Consider the following 16778-nt stretch of genomic DNA (forward strand, 5'->3'; position numbering starts at 1 on the left):
GTGGCGGCTTCTCGGGCGTTGTTAAGCGCTTCCTCGTAATACCCTAGCTCCGCCATCTGGTTGCCGAGGTTGTTCAGCACTGTGGCTAGATTGGGCAGGTAGGCGGCAGGGATCTGCTCGACCAAACTTCGGAATAGTTGAGCAGCTTCTTGGGTGCTTTCGAGTGCTTCTTCGTGCTGTCCTATCTTTGCCCTTACTGTCGCGAGATCGTTGAGTGATCCGGCTAGGTTGGGGAGGTACGCTGCGGGGTTTTTGGTGGCTAGTGAGCGGCGGATGGCAACGGCTTCTTGTGCGGGTTCTAGTGCTTCTTGGTGTCGTCCTATCTCTGCCAGTCTGTTGCCGAGGTTGTTTAGTGATCCGGCTAGGTTGGGGAGGTAGGCTGCGGGGTTTTGTTCGACCAGGTATCGGTAAATTTGGGCGGCTTCTTGTGCGGGTTCTAGTGCTTCTTGGTGTCGTCCTGTCTCTGCCAGTCTGTTGCCGAAGTTGTCCAGCACAGTGGCTAGGTTGGGGAGGTAGGCTGCGGGGTTTTGTTCGACCAGGTATCGGTAAATTTGGGCGGCTTCTTGTGCGGGTTCTAGTGCTTCTTGGTGTCGTCCTATCTCTGCCAGTCTGTTGCCGAGGTTGGTCAACGCCATGGCTAGGTTGGGGAGGTACGCTGCGGGGTTTTTGGTGGCTAGTGAGCGGCGGATGGCAACGGCTTCTTGTGCGGGTTCTAGTGCTTCTTGGTGTCGTCCTATCTCTGCCAGTCTGTTGCCGAAGTTGTTTAGTGATCCGGCTAGGTCGGGGAAGTAGGTTGCGGGGTCTTGTTCGGCTAGGGTTCGGCTGATAGTTACGGCTTGTTGGGCGTTTATGAGTGCTTCCTCGTACCGTCCTAGTTCTGCTAGTTGGTTGCCGAGGTTGTCCAGTGATCCGGCTAGGTCGGGGAAGTAGGTTGCGGGGTCTTGTTCGGCTAGGGTTCGGCTGATAGTTACGGCTTGTTGGGCGTTTATGAGTGCTTCCTCGTACCGTCCTAGTTCTGCTAGTTGGTTGCCGAGGTTGTCCAGTGATCCGGCTAGGTCGGGGAAGTAGGTTGCGGGGTCTTGTTCGGCTAGGGTTCGGCGGATGTTGACAGATTCCTGGGAAGGCGCAAGGGCTTCTTCTCGCTGCCCTTCCTCCGACAGGCGGATAGCAAGGTTGTGAAGTGATCCGGCTAGGCCCGGCAAGAAAGTCTGTGGGTACCGTTCGGCGATCTCACGCAACGCGGATATACCCGCGTAGCCAGCTTCTTGTGCGTGTTCGACTAGATGCACCCACAGATACCGAGGGAGAACATTGGGAGAATCCTCTCCGACCGCATCCAGGATCTCCCGAGCAAGACCAGCCAACTTTACCGCGACGGCCTCTTCCGGCGAAGCATCGTCGGTGGTAGGAGCCAATCCACGTAGATACTGGATGAACTCCTGGTGGAAGAGCCGGTAGATCGGCCGTTCCCCATCGCCGTCCTCAACGATGTAGCGACGGAAGCGGGCCAGGCACCTTTCCACATCTGCGCGCTCATACGAGCGGTGGGGGTGCAGGGCCCCAGTGATCGCGCACCAGATGTCCACGGGCACGCCCCGCCCCCGTCCCCAGGCAAGGGCGCTCAGAAGCTCACGCGGTACCGGGCCACCAGACAGCACCGAGATGTCCGCCTCGAACGCCTCCGTGATCGTGGTCGGCAGGTCGGTCGCCCACTCGGCAGGTGAGCGGTGGGACAGCCAGTCGACCGTGATACGGGCGAACAGGAACCCGCCGTCGTTGTCGTCTGCGGGAACAACCAGGGCACTGGCTGTGGTGTGGGCCCGTTCCTCGGTTGCCGCGTCGACTCGGCTTAGCCGCCGGATGACGTACTTGCGGATGTCATCCCTGGTCGACCGCTGCTCGGCCAGGTCCACGTAAGTGAACGGGCGAGCCGACACCGCCTGTTGGGCAAGCAGGTCCCGCAGGGGCCGGTAGACGCGCTGCGGCTGACCGTCCTCGCCGGTGCTCTGCACGAGGATGCTCCTCGGACGTGAGGCGAGCAGCAGCCGTACTTCCTCGGACAGAGGCTGGATGAGCCTGCTCACCAGTTCCCATCCGAGGTCGTCGGAGACCGCCTCGTCCAGGCCGTCGAGGACGACGATGGGAGAAACCTCCTTCGGCGTCTTCTTGAGCTCGGCGAGGAGGTCGGTGGGGTTGCCGGGCTCTGGAAATCCGAATGCCTTGGCCAACTCCTTAGCGATTCCCGTGGCGTCCAGACCGCGCAGGTGCAGGGTGGTGTACACAATCCCTTCCCCAGGATCTGGGGACTCGTGATCCCATCCGGGGGTTTCCATGACCTGGGTGCGGGTCTGCGGGTTGGACAACGCCGCGATGTGTCCCACCACGGCGGATTTGCCGCTTCCGGCGGGGCCGGTGACCAGGCAGAGCCCCGGCCGGGGATCGGCCATCCACTCAGTGACCTGGGAGAGCACCGTGCGGCGGCCGGTGAAGAACCACTCGTCGGCGTCGATGCTCCCGCCTGAGCGGGCGGCCTCGGCCAGATGCGCGTCGATCAGGCGGGGACGCGCAGGCCCACTCCAGCGGGGGTTGAGGAACATGCGATCTGCTGTCCCCGCCGTGACGGGTATGGGTTTGTTGTCGGAAGAGCCAAGCCAGGCCCGGCCGACCGCGTCCAGCAGGTCATTACCGGTGAGGAACTTGTTGTTCGGGGACCAGACCACGCTGTAGCGGCCCTCTGCCTCCGTTTCTGGGCCGTGTTGGAGCAGGTGGTTGATCGTGTTGATCAGTGCACCCGCACCCTCGGCTCGCTCCCGGGGCCAGCAGCTGGCGATGTAGCCCAGCCACACATGGGGGGCCTCGGGGCTCTGGGAGGTCTCCTTCAGACGCTCCATCTCCTGGTGTATCTGGGCGCTGATCCCGTCGCCGGAATAGCACGTGTCGACGATGACCAGTCTTTGGTAAGGGACGGGGACAATGGTTTCAGTCGCGTCGGTGCGCGCGGTGAGGTACTCGGTGAGCGCGGCCAAAGGGATGTTGCGCGGTGTTCCTGTGGGGCCTGTGCCGGTGAGCACGAGCTGTGGCCCCCTGGCCGCATGCCCCGACCAGACAAGTACGGCAGGTCCGCGGTCGCGTTCACGGCGCCACCGGGCCGCCCACTGTTCACAGGCGTCCTGCACGGCGTCGGCGCTGGTGGGGTCGGCGACCACCACGTCCGTGTAGCCGGAGCCGGAGAACAGCTCGGCGAGTTTTTTCACTTGTGGGATCGCTGTGGGCAGGTCGTTGTACTCACCGGCCTCGTACTTGCCCACCCCGAAGGCCAATAGGGAGCCGGACGGCGTCTTGTCAGACATCGGTGTCCTTCGTGTCGGTGACCAGCAGCAGGTGGGTGACGGCTGACCTGCGGTCGGATCGCAGGTGGGTCCGCACCCGGTAGGCGCCCGGGGCGAGGTTGTTGTAGGTGGCGCCGTAGCGGCCACCTCCCAGGTTGCGGAGTGGGCGCGGGGCGGCATCGTCCTCGTTGGCGTCCACCGGAGTGACGGTCGCGGCCACTCGTAGATCGTCGTCCTCGGCGCACGCTTCCAGGGTGAACGGTTCACTGGGCGCCAGGACGTCGGGGGCGTCCACACCTAGGTTGTTGCGGCCCACGCCCCGGTAGTCCTTGTCCTTCGCTGTCAGGCACGTCCAGATCTGGTCGCGCACCGACTGGCGGTTCTGCAGGGATCCGTGCTTGTCCACATGCCCGATTTCGGCTGCCTGAGACCCGGCGGGCCGGGCCGCGAACCTGGCCACGGTCCCATCGCCGTGGGGAACATCGCCGTCGATCTCGACGGAAGCGGTCAGCTTCTCCCCGTCCAGACCTCCGGTGACCATGGTGGGCTGGCGCTGGCCGACGACGGCATGGTGGGTGTAAAGGGTGTTATCAGTGCGCAGCTCCTCGTGCAGCCGGACGGCGTCCCGTAGCAGGTTCCGGTTCACCCCGGGTAGGTCGGTGGTGTGCGCGGCCACGCGTGCGCCGTCTTGCAGGATGCACCTGTAGTCCGGGGCGAGCTGGTGCAGCGAGGGCAGCGAGCGTGCCACACCGGACAGGTCGAAGCCAAGGACTTTCTTGTCGTTGACCAGGTTGGTGAGTGCGTCGAAGGACCCCTGGAACGGGGTGCCCAGCGTGATGAGCGACCGGGTGGGGACCGGGTCGGGCAGGTTGTTGATGCTGTACCGGGCGATCAGCCCGCCCATCGAGTGGCACAGGAACACCACCCGCGCCTCCTGGTTGCGTGGATGGTGGGCGCGCCAGCGCTCCAGGGCCAGTTGGGCGGTGCGTTTGAGTTCTCGGGCATTGTAACGGACCGACAGCCGCCAGTCGTAGGGGAACGCGACCAGGTTTCCAGGCACCTCGCCCTTGGCGGGGGTGAGGGTGAACTCGCGCTGCAACCACGCGAACAGGTTCTGGTAGCCGTCCACCGCCGCTCCGATGCCGGGCAGGATGTGCAGGTCCTGTATCAGTCCGGTGGCGGTGACCCCGTCGCCGGGGTGGTCGTCGCCGATGTCGTCGGGCAGGGCCAGCTTTCGCACGGATCTGCCGAACGTCGTGATCCCCCGCAGGAGCGCCGTTCCGGACAGGCCCCAGACTTCCGTGTCGTCCTTGTCTGCCAGGAGGCTTCCGGTGATACCGGGGACCACGATCACCACGTCATCGACTTGTTCGCACTGCACGCGCTGTCCCTTCTGGGGCGAGAGAACCGTGCATCCTAGTTGGCTGCTGCACGGTTTCGCGCTCTGGTTCCGTGTTGAGCTTGTTCTGGTCGTAGGTGAAGCCGGTCGGTGATGGTTGTTCCTGCAGGGTGCTGTTTGCCCGTGTGCCATGCTTCTGGGGTAGAGCCTGACGATAGGTAGGAGACTTTGTCGTAGCTACCCGCCACAGCGTGACGGTGATGGCTCCTGCTCAGGAGGTGGCTTTCCACTCGCTGCGGGTGGTGGGGCGCCGTCGAACAACAGCCCGGCTCCCAACGTGGCCAGAACGCGATGGTTTCCGGTGGTACGCAGGTCCAGTCACGCCATCTGATTGTGGCGCGTGAAGGCTGGCGGGGTAAGGGGTTTTGGTAGAAACGGCCGGATACGGCCTATAGGACGGCGCAGTACCCCTGGGCCTAGGGCCCGCGTGTGGGGGCGGCTGTGGGGCGCTGGCGGGCGGACACGGGCTGCCCTGTCCCGGGGCCCACAAGGTCAAGGCCTGGCAAAGTGCTCCGCGAGGTGGACCCCCACCTGCACTCACCTTGTACTGGGGAGCACACCAGGAGCACACTGGCCCCGGAAACGCCGCGAGGACCTCTTTCGAGGTCCTCGTGTACCCCGTATGACCTGGGGTTTTGTGGTGCACCCAGCAGGATTCGAACCTGCGACCGTCGGATTAGAAGTCCGATGCTCTATCCACTGAGCTATGGGTGCTCGGTTCAATTGTGGCGCCTGGTCGCGCTGTGTGGCCGACCTGTGACCTGGGGATGCGGCGTGTGCCGCTGGTCCCTCGGTGAGACATCCTAGGGCATTCGGCGGATGTCGCCCAAGGGAGGGCAAAGTCTGACCAACTACGGTGATTCGTAGTTGCGTCTCGTTACCACGTGTGTTCCACCAAATCGGTCGCTATGGGCTTCGCGCACCACGTTACCGGTGATTAACCCCTGGTGCGCTGCTGTGCGACGGGTGTTTCGTGAACTCCAGGGTGCTCGCCGGCGTCGGGGGTCACTCTGAGGCTCAGAAGATCCACCACTGGCCTATCAGTGACGCCACCGTGAACAGCATGCTCCTGCCTTCCAGGGTCGACTCTAGGCTGCTCTACGTGTATGGGCGAATACATTGCGTGGCAAACGCGGGTTTGCAGGGGTTTGGTGGTGCCCAGGGGCGCTGTTGACCGGCGGAGGGGAGGGGGCTGCTCGAACGCCGGTCAGCGTGGAATCCAGGATCGGCCGCCTTGGCGGCCGATCCTGGGAGGGTTCAGGACGCGAGACTGCGCGCGTAGTTGACCTGCTGGTTGACGTGCTGCACGTAGGACCGGTTGCTCACCATGATCTGCGTGGCGTGGTAGTGACCGCCGCCCTGCACGGTGACCTGGACGTGTCCGGTGGTCTTGTCCTCCTTGACGAGGAGGATGAGCAGGCCCAGGAGGCAGGTCCACCAGAAGATCAGGATGGCGACGATGATCGCCCACACGGGGGTGGTCCGCTCCGTGCGGCTCATGTCGCTGATGGTCCAGACGGTCCCCTGGATGGGGAAGCGGCCGGACGGGGTGATCACGGTGTTCTGCGTGATCGCGATGTCCCCGATGGTGTCGAGGGTGGGTTCGTGCGGCATGCCGCCGTCGTGGGGCTGGTACCCGCCGGTGGGGGCTCCGTAGGGCTCCAGTTGGCCGCCGGTGTGCTGTTCGGGGGGCTGGCCCCAGCCGGGGGTTCCACCGCTGGGCTGCTGCCAGGGCTCGCCCTGAGGGGGGTCGGGGTACTGGTTCATGGGCCGATTGTGTCAAAGGAGTTCTCCGTGACCGGTGCCCGGCGGCGCAACGAATGAGGTTGTGGCCGGTTGTGGCCAGTGCCCACGGTGAGTGTCGGCGGCGGTGCAGGGTGCTCATGCGTGTTTTCGCAGGTGTGTCCCGGGTCACCGCAAACCAGGCTTTTGGGGGACCGGGGTCCACTTTCCGTGGGCAAATGTGAAAGACTTTCGCACTTTGTGTACCGGTGCGTAACATGCGGCTGATCCATCGCCCGAACCCCCTGGTGGTGACCGCACATGCCCCCGAACCTCCGACCCCCGAATCCGTCCCGACGGCTCCGTACGGGAGCCGCGGGAGCGGCCCTCGCGATCTCCGCCTCGTTGGTCGCCGCACTGCCCGCTACCCCCGCCCTGGCAGCGCCGGAGGACTACTGCGCTCCCGGGGCCTGCCTCGACATCCTGCCTCCGGGCCAGAACGGCAGCGCCACGCTGGTGGAGATCCTCGGCCACCAGGTCTTCGGCACCCGGCCCCAGCACTCGTCGAGCCAGCTCGACATGTACGACAACCTCGTCCACCACTACGACGGCCTCACGGACGAGGGTCTCGACGACTTCTTCGTCGACGCCAGCTTCGGCGTCGACGAGGGCGACGTCGACCGCCGGTACCAGCCGCGCGACGACGTCACCATCACCCGGGACCGCCAGCACGGCATCCCGCACGTCCAGGGCACCACCCGCGAGGGCACCATGTTCGGTGCCGGGTACGCCGCCGGTGAGGACCGCCTGTTCCTCATGGACGTCCTGCGCCGGGTCGGCCGGGGTGAACTCACCTCCTTCGCCGGGGGCGCCGAGGGCAACCGGGGCCTGGAACAGGACCTGTGGGGCACCGCGCCCTACACCGAGGAGGACAAGCAGACCCAGGTCGACCGGGTCGCCGACAGCGGCGAGCGGGGCGCCCGGGCGCTGGCCGACGTCGACGCCTATCTGGAGGGCGTCAACGCCTACATCGACGAGGCGGACAGCGGCCGCTACTTCCCTGGCGAGTACGTCCTCACGGGCCACAAGGACGCCATCACCAACAAGGGGGAGATCGAGCCCTTCACCCCCACCGACGTCGTGGGCATCGCCGCGATGGTCGGCGGGATCTTCGGCGGCGGCGGTGGAGGTGAGGTCCAGGCCGCGATCGTCCTGGCCAACTTCCAGGACCGCTACGGCGCCGAGGAGGGCCTGGAGCTCTGGCACGCCTGGCGCATGGAGAACGACCCCGAGGCCGTGGTCAGCGTCGACGGCGAGTTCCCCTACGCCCAGACTCCGGACGACCCGGTCGGCGAGGTCGTCCCGGACGCCGGTTCCGTCGAGCCCTACAGCATCGTGCACGACGAGTACGGGTCCGCCGCCGCCACGGCGCAGCGGGCGGGCTCGGAAAAGAGCGACGACGTGCCCGGTGCGGACGCCCCGACCGTCGAGGAGCTCCCCGAGGAGCAGCGGGCCGAGCTGGAGCAGATGGTCGAGGACGGCGACCTGTCCGCCGCCGAGGGCATCTTCGACGACGGTGTCCTGCCCGAGGGCTTCCTCGACCCGCGCGGCATGTCCAACGCCCTGCTCGTCTCCGGCCAGCACACCGAGAGCGGCAACCCCGTCGCGGTGATGGGCCCGCAGACGGGCTACTTCTCCCCGCAGCTGCTGATGCTCCAGGAACTCCAGGGGCCCGGCATCAGCGCCCGGGGCGCCTCCTTCGCGGGGGTCAGCTTCTACGTCCAGATGGGGCGCGGCGCCGACTACGCCTGGAGCGCCACCTCGGCGGGCCAGGACATCACCGACACCTTCGCGGTGGAGCTGTGCGAGACCGACGGGTCCGACCCGTCGACCTCCTCGCGGGCCTACGTGGACTCCTCCGGCGGCTGCACGGAGTTCGAGGAGCTCAGCGTCAGCAACGACTGGACGCCGACCGTCGCGGACGGCACTCCGGCCGGAGGCTACACCCTGACCTCACTGCGGTCCGAGTTCGGCCTCGTGCGGTCGTTCGCGACCGTGGACGGCTCACCGGTGGCCTTCACCGAACTGCGGTCCACCTACATGCGCGAGGTGGACTCCATCCTCGGCTTCCAGCGGTTCAACGACCCGGGGGAGGTCACCTCCGCGGAGACCTTCACCCAGGCGGCCGAGGACATCGGGTACGCGTTCAACTGGCACTACGTGGACGACACGGACATCGCCTTCATCAACTCCGGGTCCAACCCCGTCCGGCTGGCGGGCACCAACCCGACCCTGCCGATCGACGCCTACTCCGGCTCCGGATGGTCGGGCTGGGACCCGGCCACCAACGAGGCCGACTACCACCCGCAGTCCGACCACCCGCAGGAGATCAACCCGGAGTACATCGTCAACTGGAACAACAAGCCCGCGCAGGGGTACACCTCGGGCTGGTCCACGGGCTCGGTGCACCGCAACGACCTGCTGGACGCCAGGGTGTCCGGGCTGATTGGCGACGGGCACCGGTTCTCGCCCGCCTCGCTCACCGCCACCATGATGGAGGCCGGAGTCGCGGACCTGCGCGCCGAACAGGTCCTCCCGCTGCTCCTGGAGGTCATCGACACCCAGGCCGTGGACGACCCGGACCTGGCCGGAACGGTGGAGTCCCTGCGGGCCTGGACCGGGGCCGGTTCCCTGCGACGCGAACCCCAGCGCGACGCCGGGTACTACGACCACGCGGAGGCCATCCGCGTGCTGGACGCCTGGTGGCCGCTGCTGGTGCGGGCGCAGTTCGAGCCCGGTCTGGGCGAGGACCTGTACACGCAGCTGACCCGCGCCGCGCAGACCGACGAGTCCCCCTCGGGGGCGATCGGCGGAGGGGAGCCCGGCAGCGTCAACCAGAGCCAGGCGCACCGGGGTTCGGCCTTCCAGTACGGCTGGTGGTCCTACGTGGACAAGGACCTGCGTTCGGTCCTGGGCCAGGAGGTGGACGGCAGACTCGGCGACCAGGTCTACTGCGGCGAGGGTGACCTGGACTCCTGCCGCACGGTACTGCTGGACAGCCTCGCCGAGGCCGCCGCGACCCCGGCGGGCGACGTCTACCCCGGGGACGACCACTGCTCGGCAGGGGACCAGCTCTGCGCGGACACTGTGATCCACCAGTCGGTGGGCGGCATCAACATGTGGCCGATCGCCTGGCAGAACCGGCCCACCTACCAGCTGGTCTACCAGTTCTCCGGCGGGAGGTGACCGGCCCGGCCCCCGACGGTGACGGACGCGGCCCGCGGCCCCTCGGCGACGGGGGTGTCGCGGGCCGCGATTCGTGCATCTGTTGCCGGGATCTTGTGGTGCGCGGGGTATGTGTGGGTAGCTTAAGGACTACCCGAAACCACAGCGGGAGGGCCACAGGAAAATGCCTGTCTGGCTGATCTGGATCATTCTCGCGGCCGCCCTCGGGGTCGCCGAGTTCCTCACCCTGACCTTCGTGCTGGGACTCCTGGCGGCGGCCGCGCTGGTCGCCGGGATCCTCGGCGCCATCGGACTCCCGGTGGTCGTGCAGATCATCGGTTTCGCGGCCGCGTCCGCCGCCGGGCTGATCCTCGTCAAACCGATCATGGACCGCCAGCTCAAGCGCGGACCGGACGTCCGTTCCGGCACGGCCGCGCTGGTGGGCCGCTCCGGCGTCGTGCTCCAGAAGGTGGACGCCGACAGCGGAAGGGTCAAGCTCCAAGGAGAGGAGTGGTCGGCGCGCTGCCTCGACGAGGACCTGGTGATCCCGGTGGGGGCGCACGTCGACGTCATGGAGATCGACGGCGCGACCGCCGTCGTCTACCCGCGTGAGGCGCTCCCGGAACCACCCGAACTGCCCGAACGGAACCGTCCGGACCAGGACTGAGCGGCGCCGGAGCGGCACGGAGCCCCTCCGACGAACCCGCCACCGCGGCGGGCGCGTCCGGCGTCAGCTCCCCAACCGAACAACGGAACAGACCCAACACAGCCACATCCACGGACCGAGGTGCGGAACATGGAATCTGCGATACCGCTCATCATCCTCGCCGTCCTGCTGGTAGCCGTCGCCCTGTCGGCGATCCGGATCGTCCCGCAGGCACGCGCCTACAACATCGAGCGCTTCGGGCGCTACATCCGCACCCTGGACCCGGGACTGAACTTCATCATCCCGGGAGTGGACCGGGTCAACACCAAGTTCGACCTGCGTGAACAGGTCTTCAGCTCGCGCCCGCAACCGGTCATCACCGAGGACAACCTCGTCGTCAACATCGACACCGTCCTCTACTACCAGGTGACCCAGCCCCGGGCCGCCGCCTACGAGGTGGCCAACTACATCCAGGCCATAGACCAGCTCACCGTCACCACACTGCGTAACGTCATCGGTTCCATGGACCTGGAGAAGACGCTCACCTCCCGCGAGGAGATCAACACCCGGCTGCGCGGGGTCCTGGACGAGACCACCGGCAAGTGGGGCATCCGCATCAACAGGGTCGAGATCAAGGCGATCGACCCGCCGCCCACCATCAAGGAGGCGATGGAGAAGCAGATGCGGGCCGATCGCGACAAGCGCGCGGCCATCCTGCACGCCGAGGGTGAGCGGCAGTCCCGCATCCTCAAGGCGGAGGGCGCCCGCCAGCAGGCCATCCTGGAGGCCCAGGGTGACCAGCAGGCGGCCATCCTGCGGGCCGACGGTGAGGCCAAGGCGATCGAACGCGTCTTCCAGGCCGTGCACTCCAACAACGCCGACGCCAAGGTGCTCGCCTACAAGTACCTGGAGACGCTGCCGAGCCTGGCCGAGGGCGAGGGCAACACCTTCTGGGTGATCCCGGGCGAGCTGACCGAGGCGGTCAAGAACGTGAGCCACGCCTTCGCCGGGGACGCCGCCCGGAGCGTGCCCTCCACCACCAAGGACGGGGAGGGGGAATCGGGACCGGCGCAGATCACCGGCCCGGACCCGGCCCAGTCGTCCGACGCCGCGCAGGCCGCGCAGGAGGCGGCCCAGGCCGCGGAGCAGGCCGTCGCCGACGCGCGGGACGACGTCCGAAGAGCCGGTGCGCGGATGGGCTCCCCACCGGAGTCCGACGACGAGGGCTGAGCCGGGCGGGGAGACCGGGCGGGTGGGGCGCCCAAGCGTGACGGTGTCACGAGTCGGCGCCCAGCCGGTCCGGGAACCGCCGACCTGCGAGTGACCAGCCGGCCGGAGGCGGGCCCCGAACCGGGCCCCGAACCGGGACCCGCCTCCGTTTCACGGGTGGGGCCGGTGTCCGACCGCTCCTCGCGCGCTCCCCCCCCGGGAGCCCCGGGCGGGACGGTGCTCAGACCAGCAGCAGCTTGCCTGTGGTGCTCCGCGAGGCGAGGTCGGCCTGTGCCTCGCCCGCCTGGCCCAGCTCGTACCGGCCGCCGATACGCACGTCCAGAGCGCCCTTCCCCACCAGCCCGAACAGGTCGCCCGCCCGCCCCAGGAGCTCCTGCCGGTCGGCCACGAAGTAGGCGAGCGACGGCCGGGTCAGGTACACGGCACCCGCGCTGTTGAGCCGCTGCGGGTCCACCGGTTCCACCGCGCCGCTGGACTGCCCGAACAGGGCCAGGACACCGCGCGGACGCAGCGAGTCCAGACTGGCGTCGAAGGTGTCGCGGCCGACCCCGTCGTAGACCGCCGCCACGCCCTCACCGTCGGTGAGCTCGCGGACGGCCGGGGCCACCGGGGTCCGCGTGTACCGGATGACCTCGTCCGCGCCCGCCTCCCGGGCGATCCGCTCCTTCTCGTCGGTGGACACGGTGCCGATCACCCGCGCGCCGCGCGCCTTGGCCAACTGGGTGACGAGCAGCCCCGTACCGCCTGCGGCGGCGTGCACCAGCACGGTCTCGCCCTCGGCCACCGGGTGCACCGAGTGGGTGAGGTAGTGGGCGGTCATGCCCTGGAGCATGAGCGCGGCGGCCTGTTCCGTGCTGACGGCGTCGGGCACCGGGACGAGCAGGGAGGCACTGACGACGGCCTGGTCCGCGTACCCGCCCGGGGCCATCGCCCAGCCGACCCTCTGGCCGACCCGCAGGTCCGTGACGCCCTCGCCCAGGGCGGCGACCGTCCCGGCCGCCTCCATCCCCGGGACGTAGGGGAGCGGGACCTGGTAGGCCCCCGAGCGCTGGTAGACGTCGATGAAGTTGACGCCTCGGGCCTCGACGTCCACGAGCGCCTCACCCGGGCCCGGGGCCGGAGTCTCGGTCGCGGTCAACCGCAGGACCTCGGGCCCGCCGTGCTCCTTGATGACGATCGCGCGCATGGTTCTCCTCGGTGGGTGATGGGGGCCGCCACCGGGGCCGGGGCGCGGCCTAGCGCCTGCCTCGGAGTCCCGGTTCAGTCGTCGACGTTGATCCTGTGCAGAGCGTAGTCCGTGTAGAGCGCGGCGATCGGTTCGGTACCCGGGCCGGGGCGCATGACCACGCCGACCCTCCGCCGCTCCTCGTCGTCGAGTTCGCCGTCGTCGGGCAGCGGCTGCTGGTCGGTGGCGGAGAGCACGAGTTCGTCGTTGACCCACATGCGCAGGTCGATGTACGGGTCCTCGCCCTCCTCGGCCACGTACTCGCAGGCGAACTTGAGGTTGTTGGTGACCAGGTCGTCGACCTCGACGTCGTAGGGCAGCCCCCTGACCTCGGACTCCTCGTCGATGAGGTCGAAGGGCTCGAACCCCCTGACCTCCGTGGTCTCCGCGATCGCGGTGTCCCCGCTCTCCTCCGTCACCCGGCGGATCTGCGCCTGGGCGCCGTCGAAGCGCAGAAGCGCCTCGTACATGGTGCGTTCGTCCTCGCCGGACTGGTCCCAGCAGCGCACGCCGAAACTGGTCTCCGCGGGGCCATCGAGCGGAACCAGGTTGGTGCTGATGAGGACGCGGTCCGGGGTCTCCCTGTCGTAGGGGACGATCGTGCCCCGGGAGTCGTTGAGGGTGGGGTCGAGCTGGAACACCACGGCGTTCTGCTCGGCCCAGTAGCCGTCCGAGTAATCCGGGTCCTCGGGGTAGAAGGTGCGGGCGTCGGACCAGCCGGGGTCGGTGGCGAAGTCCGTGACGTAGATGCTGGTGGTGTCCTCGGGCGGATCGTCCGAACCGGAGAGCAGGACGGTGGCGCCCACCCCCGCGACCAGGACGACGGCGAGCGCGGCGCCGCCGATGAGCATCACCCTGCGACGACCGCCCGGCTTCCCGCCGTTGGGCGGCACCGGAGGCTGCCCGGGCCCTTGGGGGCCGCCGGGGCCGCCGTGGCCGGAGGGGGCGGGCATCCCGTGGGAGGGCGAGCTCCCGGCCGGGGGCTGGTGGTGCTGGTTCTGGCCGAACCCGCCCTGGCCCACCGCGCGGTACCCGGCGTTGGGGTGAGGCTGTTGCGGGCCGCTGGTCGGCGGGTGTCCACCGCCCGGTCCGGAGTGGCCCCCCGCTCCCGACGCGTAGTGGCCGTGGCCGCCCTGCTGCGGACCGGACAGCGGGCTCTGCGGGTGGGGGAGATGACCCTGGGGGTAGTGCCGGGCGTGCTCGGCGGGCGGCGCCGACTGCTGGAACGGGGGCTGCTGGAACTGCGTCTGCTGCTGCGGGGCCTGCTGGAACTGGCCCGGGTGGGGCGGCGTCTGTTGGTTCGGCTGGGGCTGCTGCGGCGTGGAGAACCGCGGGTCCGGAGGGGGCGCCTGCGGCGCCTGGGGTTGATCCTGTGGCGGAGCGGAGCTCGCCGATGGGGCGGAGGGCTGGTCCTCCGGCGGGGTGACGGGCTCCGTCGCATCCGGTGCGTGCGAATCCTGCGGCGCGGAGCCCGCCGAGGGGACCGTGGCCCGACCCTCCGGCGGTCCCTCCAACGGCGTGGTGGCGTCCTCGACCGAAGCCTGATCCCGAAGCCCGGGCTCGGTGGGCTCCGGAGGCCGGCCGGGCACCGGAGTGCTGCTCGGCGGCGCCCATGAGGTGCTGATCGTGCGCCTCACCTCCGCCTCCTCCGGCTCCTGCTGTCCGGTCAGATGGGCCAGCAGTTGCTGGGACGTGGGACGGTTCTCCGGCTTCTTGTCCAGTGCGGTCCCGACCAGGTCCACCAGGCTCGGGTCGAGTCCCTCCAGCCTGGGTGGTGCCGTGGAGATGTTGTGCAGCACCGCGGGGACGGTACCCGCGTCGAAGGGCGCACGGCCGATGCCCGCGAAGGCCACCAGGCAGCCCCACGCGAAGACGTCGGCCGCCGCCGTGGTCTGTTCCCCCAGGATCAGCTCGGGCGCCATGTAGGAGGGGGTGCCCATGAGCTGGCTGGACCGGGTGACCGCACCACTGGAGTCGTCCAGGGCGCGGGCGATCCCGAAGTCGATCACCTTCGGGCCGACCGGAGAAAGCAGGACGTTGGCGGGCTTGAGGTCGCGGTGCACGATCCCCGACCCGTGGATCGCCGTCAACGCGGCCGCCACACCCATGGCCAGGCCGTCCAGGGTCCCGCCGTGCATCGGCCCGCCGCCCCGGACCGCCTGGTCCAGGTTGGGTCCGGGCACGTACTCCGAGACGATGAAGAGGGGTTCGCCCTCCAGCCGGGCGTCGATGACCCCGGCAGTGGAGAAGCGGGCGACCCGGCGCGCGGAGGCGACCTCGCGGGCGAAGCGCAGCCGGAAGGACTCGTCGTCGGCCAGGTCGGGGTGGATCAGTTTGACGGCCACGGAACGGTCGGCGGCGTCCTTGGCCAGGTACACGGTGCCCATGCCACCGCGCCCCAGGCGGCCGACGATCCGGTAGCCGTCGAGTTCGCGCGGATCGCCTGCGCGCAGGGGTTTGCCGCTTTCGTGTCCGTTGGACGTCACAGTTGGGGGTCCCTTGTATGGATCGTGTGATGCGCGCCCATCAGCGTACCGATCTCGACACGCCGGCGCGTTCTGGTGGTTCCGGCCGTTGAAGCGGGCCGGAACTGGGCTGATTCGAGCTGTGGTGGGTGGTCCACCGGGCCGGGGCCGGGGCCGGGGCGGGGGCTCCGGGCGGGAGGTGGCGGTCGGCCCCGCCGAATGCGTCCAGCCGAAGGCTCCCGAAGAGGCGGGCCGACTGTGGGTCGGATCGGCGGTGCGCGGACGGAGGGGACCGGCGGGGTTGTTGACGGACGTTCGATCAAGGACACGGATGAGCGCGCGTGCCGGGCGCCGATCGGGCGGCGGAGCTCGCGGGCACGTGGAGGTGCTACCCGAGGTGATGTCGAGAACGCGGAAACAGTTCCAAGGAAGCACCGCTTTCGATAGGATTCGAATACTTGTTCGAATGCCTGGCCGTACTTCCCCACGGACGGGTCCTTCCGGTGGTGTGCGCTCGTACACGGCCGGACACCAGGCAAGAGGAGTCGGTCGATGGTGGGGGGAACTGTCGTGGGGCGGTACTTCGGGGCGAAGGTCAGGGTCGTCGAGGACGAGGGCCGACCCACCCGCTTCACCTGGGAGGGGCGGGTGTACGGGATACGCAGGATCATCGACCACTGGGTCACGCTGCGCCGCGACTGGACCCCGGGTGCGGGTTCCCAGGTGCCCGAACGCAGACACTGGCGGGTGGAGGCGGGCTCGGCCTACGCGCAGGGCGTGTACGAACTCCGGCACGACGCCTCCACCGGCGAGTGGTCGCTCAGCCGGGTGTGGGGCTGATCAGAGACCGCGGGGCCCGGGGCGGTCGGGGCAGGGAACCGGGGCCGCCGGAGAGCGGGGGTCGGGTCGGCGGGCGTTACGGCCCGACCTGGTCGGGTACGGGAGGCAGCCCCGTACCACGGACGACGTCGCCCGGGACGAGGCCGAACGAGGCCAGGTCCGACCTGCCCTCGTGCAGGGGCATCGCGTTCCGGTCGGTTCCCTCGCGGACGAACCCGGCGGCCTCGGCCACCCGGCACGAACCGGTGTTGCCCGTGGCGGCCTTGAGCTCCACTCGCTGGAAACCCTGCCCGAGGGCCCACCGGGACACGGCCACGACAGCTTCGGTGGCCAACCCGCGGCCACGACCCCACGGCGAGATCCAGTAACCGATCTCGGTGACCATGGCGGCCCACTGCGTGCGCAGCAGCGCGACCGACCCGGTGAACCGGCCCGTCGCCTTGTCCACCACGGCCCAGTGCTGGCCGTCGCCGCCGGTACGGATGGCCGGGGCGACGTTCAGACAGAAGTGCTCGGCTGACTCCCGGGTGTAGGGCAGCCCCGGCGCGGGCAGCGGGATCCACCGCTGGAGCTCGGGGTCCACGCACGAGGTGTACACGTCGTCGATGTCGTGTTCGAGCAGGGATCGCAGGCGCAGGCGCTCGGTCTCCAGGATGACCGCGGGCATGATCGGAGCGCTCTGGACTGTGGCCATGCG

Annotated in this window: 10 protein-coding genes and 1 tRNA gene; 4 read left to right on the plus strand and 7 right to left on the minus strand. The window is 68.6% G+C overall.

Going from position 1 to position 16778, the window contains the following annotated elements; genetic code table 11:
• The 4 genes from D452_RS29275 to D452_RS0115950 all read right to left on the minus strand — a co-directional run.
• The coding region (locus tag D452_RS29275; protein WP_026129362.1) for a tetratricopeptide repeat protein at positions 1 to 3350 on the minus strand (3350 nt) is incomplete at its 3' end.
• Positions 3343 to 4710, minus strand: coding sequence for an esterase/lipase family protein (locus D452_RS0115940; protein ID WP_026129363.1), 1368 nt, complete (start codon positions 4708 to 4710; stop codon positions 3343 to 3345). The genes D452_RS29275 and D452_RS0115940, both read right to left, overlap by 8 nt.
• A 656-nt stretch (positions 4711 to 5366) precedes the next feature.
• Positions 5367 to 5442 (minus strand) — tRNA-Arg (locus D452_RS0115945).
• A gap of 543 nt (positions 5443 to 5985) precedes the next feature.
• On the minus strand, positions 5986 to 6495 hold the full coding sequence (locus tag D452_RS0115950) for a hypothetical protein (RefSeq protein ID WP_017545153.1): 510 nt from the start codon (positions 6493 to 6495) through the stop codon (positions 5986 to 5988).
• 276 nt (positions 6496 to 6771) lie between these two features.
• On the opposite strand from D452_RS0115950, the gene D452_RS0115955 reads away from it, so the two are divergent.
• From D452_RS0115955 to D452_RS0115965, 3 genes are all read left to right on the plus strand, one after another.
• Positions 6772 to 9696: a penicillin acylase family protein gene (locus D452_RS0115955; protein ID WP_040693983.1), complete on the plus strand. Its 2925-nt coding sequence runs from the start codon at positions 6772 to 6774 to the stop codon at positions 9694 to 9696.
• 163 nt (positions 9697 to 9859) lie between these two features.
• Positions 9860 to 10342 carry an NfeD family protein gene (locus D452_RS0115960; RefSeq protein ID WP_017545155.1) on the plus strand — a complete coding sequence of 161 codons (483 nt, stop codon included), beginning with the start codon at positions 9860 to 9862 and terminating at the stop codon, positions 10340 to 10342.
• Positions 10343 to 10471: 129 nt separating this feature from the next.
• Entirely contained in the window at positions 10472 to 11551 is a 1080-nt protein-coding gene (locus tag D452_RS0115965; RefSeq protein WP_026129364.1) for an SPFH domain-containing protein, read from the plus strand.
• 220 nt (positions 11552 to 11771) lie between these two features.
• Here D452_RS0115965 and D452_RS0115970 read toward each other — a convergent pair whose 3' ends face one another.
• The gene (locus D452_RS0115970) at positions 11772 to 12737 is read right to left on the minus strand and encodes a quinone oxidoreductase family protein (protein ID WP_017545157.1); all 966 of its coding nucleotides are present in this window, start codon (positions 12735 to 12737) and stop codon (positions 11772 to 11774) included.
• Between the two features lie 74 nt (positions 12738 to 12811).
• Positions 12812 to 15262 (minus strand): serine/threonine-protein kinase, encoded by a 2451-nt coding sequence (locus tag D452_RS0115975; protein WP_026129365.1) that lies wholly within the window; start codon positions 15260 to 15262, stop codon positions 12812 to 12814.
• 531 nt (positions 15263 to 15793) lie between these two features.
• Between D452_RS0115975 and D452_RS0115980 the strand changes: the two genes are divergently transcribed.
• Complete coding sequence (locus D452_RS0115980; RefSeq protein ID WP_017545158.1) at positions 15794 to 16081, plus strand: DUF6504 family protein; 288 nt, start codon at positions 15794 to 15796, stop codon at positions 16079 to 16081.
• A gap of 76 nt (positions 16082 to 16157) precedes the next feature.
• On the opposite strand, the gene D452_RS0115985 is transcribed toward D452_RS0115980, so the two are convergent.
• Positions 16158 to 16775, minus strand: a complete 618-nt coding sequence (locus D452_RS0115985) for a GNAT family N-acetyltransferase (RefSeq protein ID WP_017545159.1) — start codon at positions 16773 to 16775, stop codon at positions 16158 to 16160.
• Between the last annotated feature and the right edge of the window lie 3 nt (positions 16776 to 16778).

It is taken from the genome of Nocardiopsis prasina DSM 43845, from assembly GCF_000341265.1.
Classification (GTDB): domain Bacteria; phylum Actinomycetota; class Actinomycetes; order Streptosporangiales; family Streptosporangiaceae; genus Nocardiopsis; species Nocardiopsis prasina.

Bases quoted from the DNA above. Each gene is read 5' to 3' on its own strand.
- D452_RS0115950 (WP_017545153.1), bottom strand. From the start codon at position 6,495: ATGAACCAGTACCCCGACCCCCCTCAGGGCGAGCCCTGGCAGCAGCCC.
- D452_RS0115980 (WP_017545158.1), top strand. From the start codon at position 15,794: ATGGTGGGGGGAACTGTCGTGGGGCGGTACTTCGGGGCGAAGGTCAGG.
- D452_RS0115965 (WP_026129364.1), top strand. From the start codon at position 10,472: ATGGAATCTGCGATACCGCTCATCATCCTCGCCGTCCTGCTGGTAGCC.
- D452_RS0115970 (WP_017545157.1), bottom strand. From the start codon at position 12,737: ATGCGCGCGATCGTCATCAAGGAGCACGGCGGGCCCGAGGTCCTGCGG.
- D452_RS0115960 (WP_017545155.1), top strand. From the start codon at position 9,860: ATGCCTGTCTGGCTGATCTGGATCATTCTCGCGGCCGCCCTCGGGGTC.
- D452_RS0115955 (WP_040693983.1), top strand. From the start codon at position 6,772: ATGCCCCCGAACCTCCGACCCCCGAATCCGTCCCGACGGCTCCGTACG.
- D452_RS0115985 (WP_017545159.1), bottom strand. From the start codon at position 16,775: ATGGCCACAGTCCAGAGCGCTCCGATCATGCCCGCGGTCATCCTGGAG.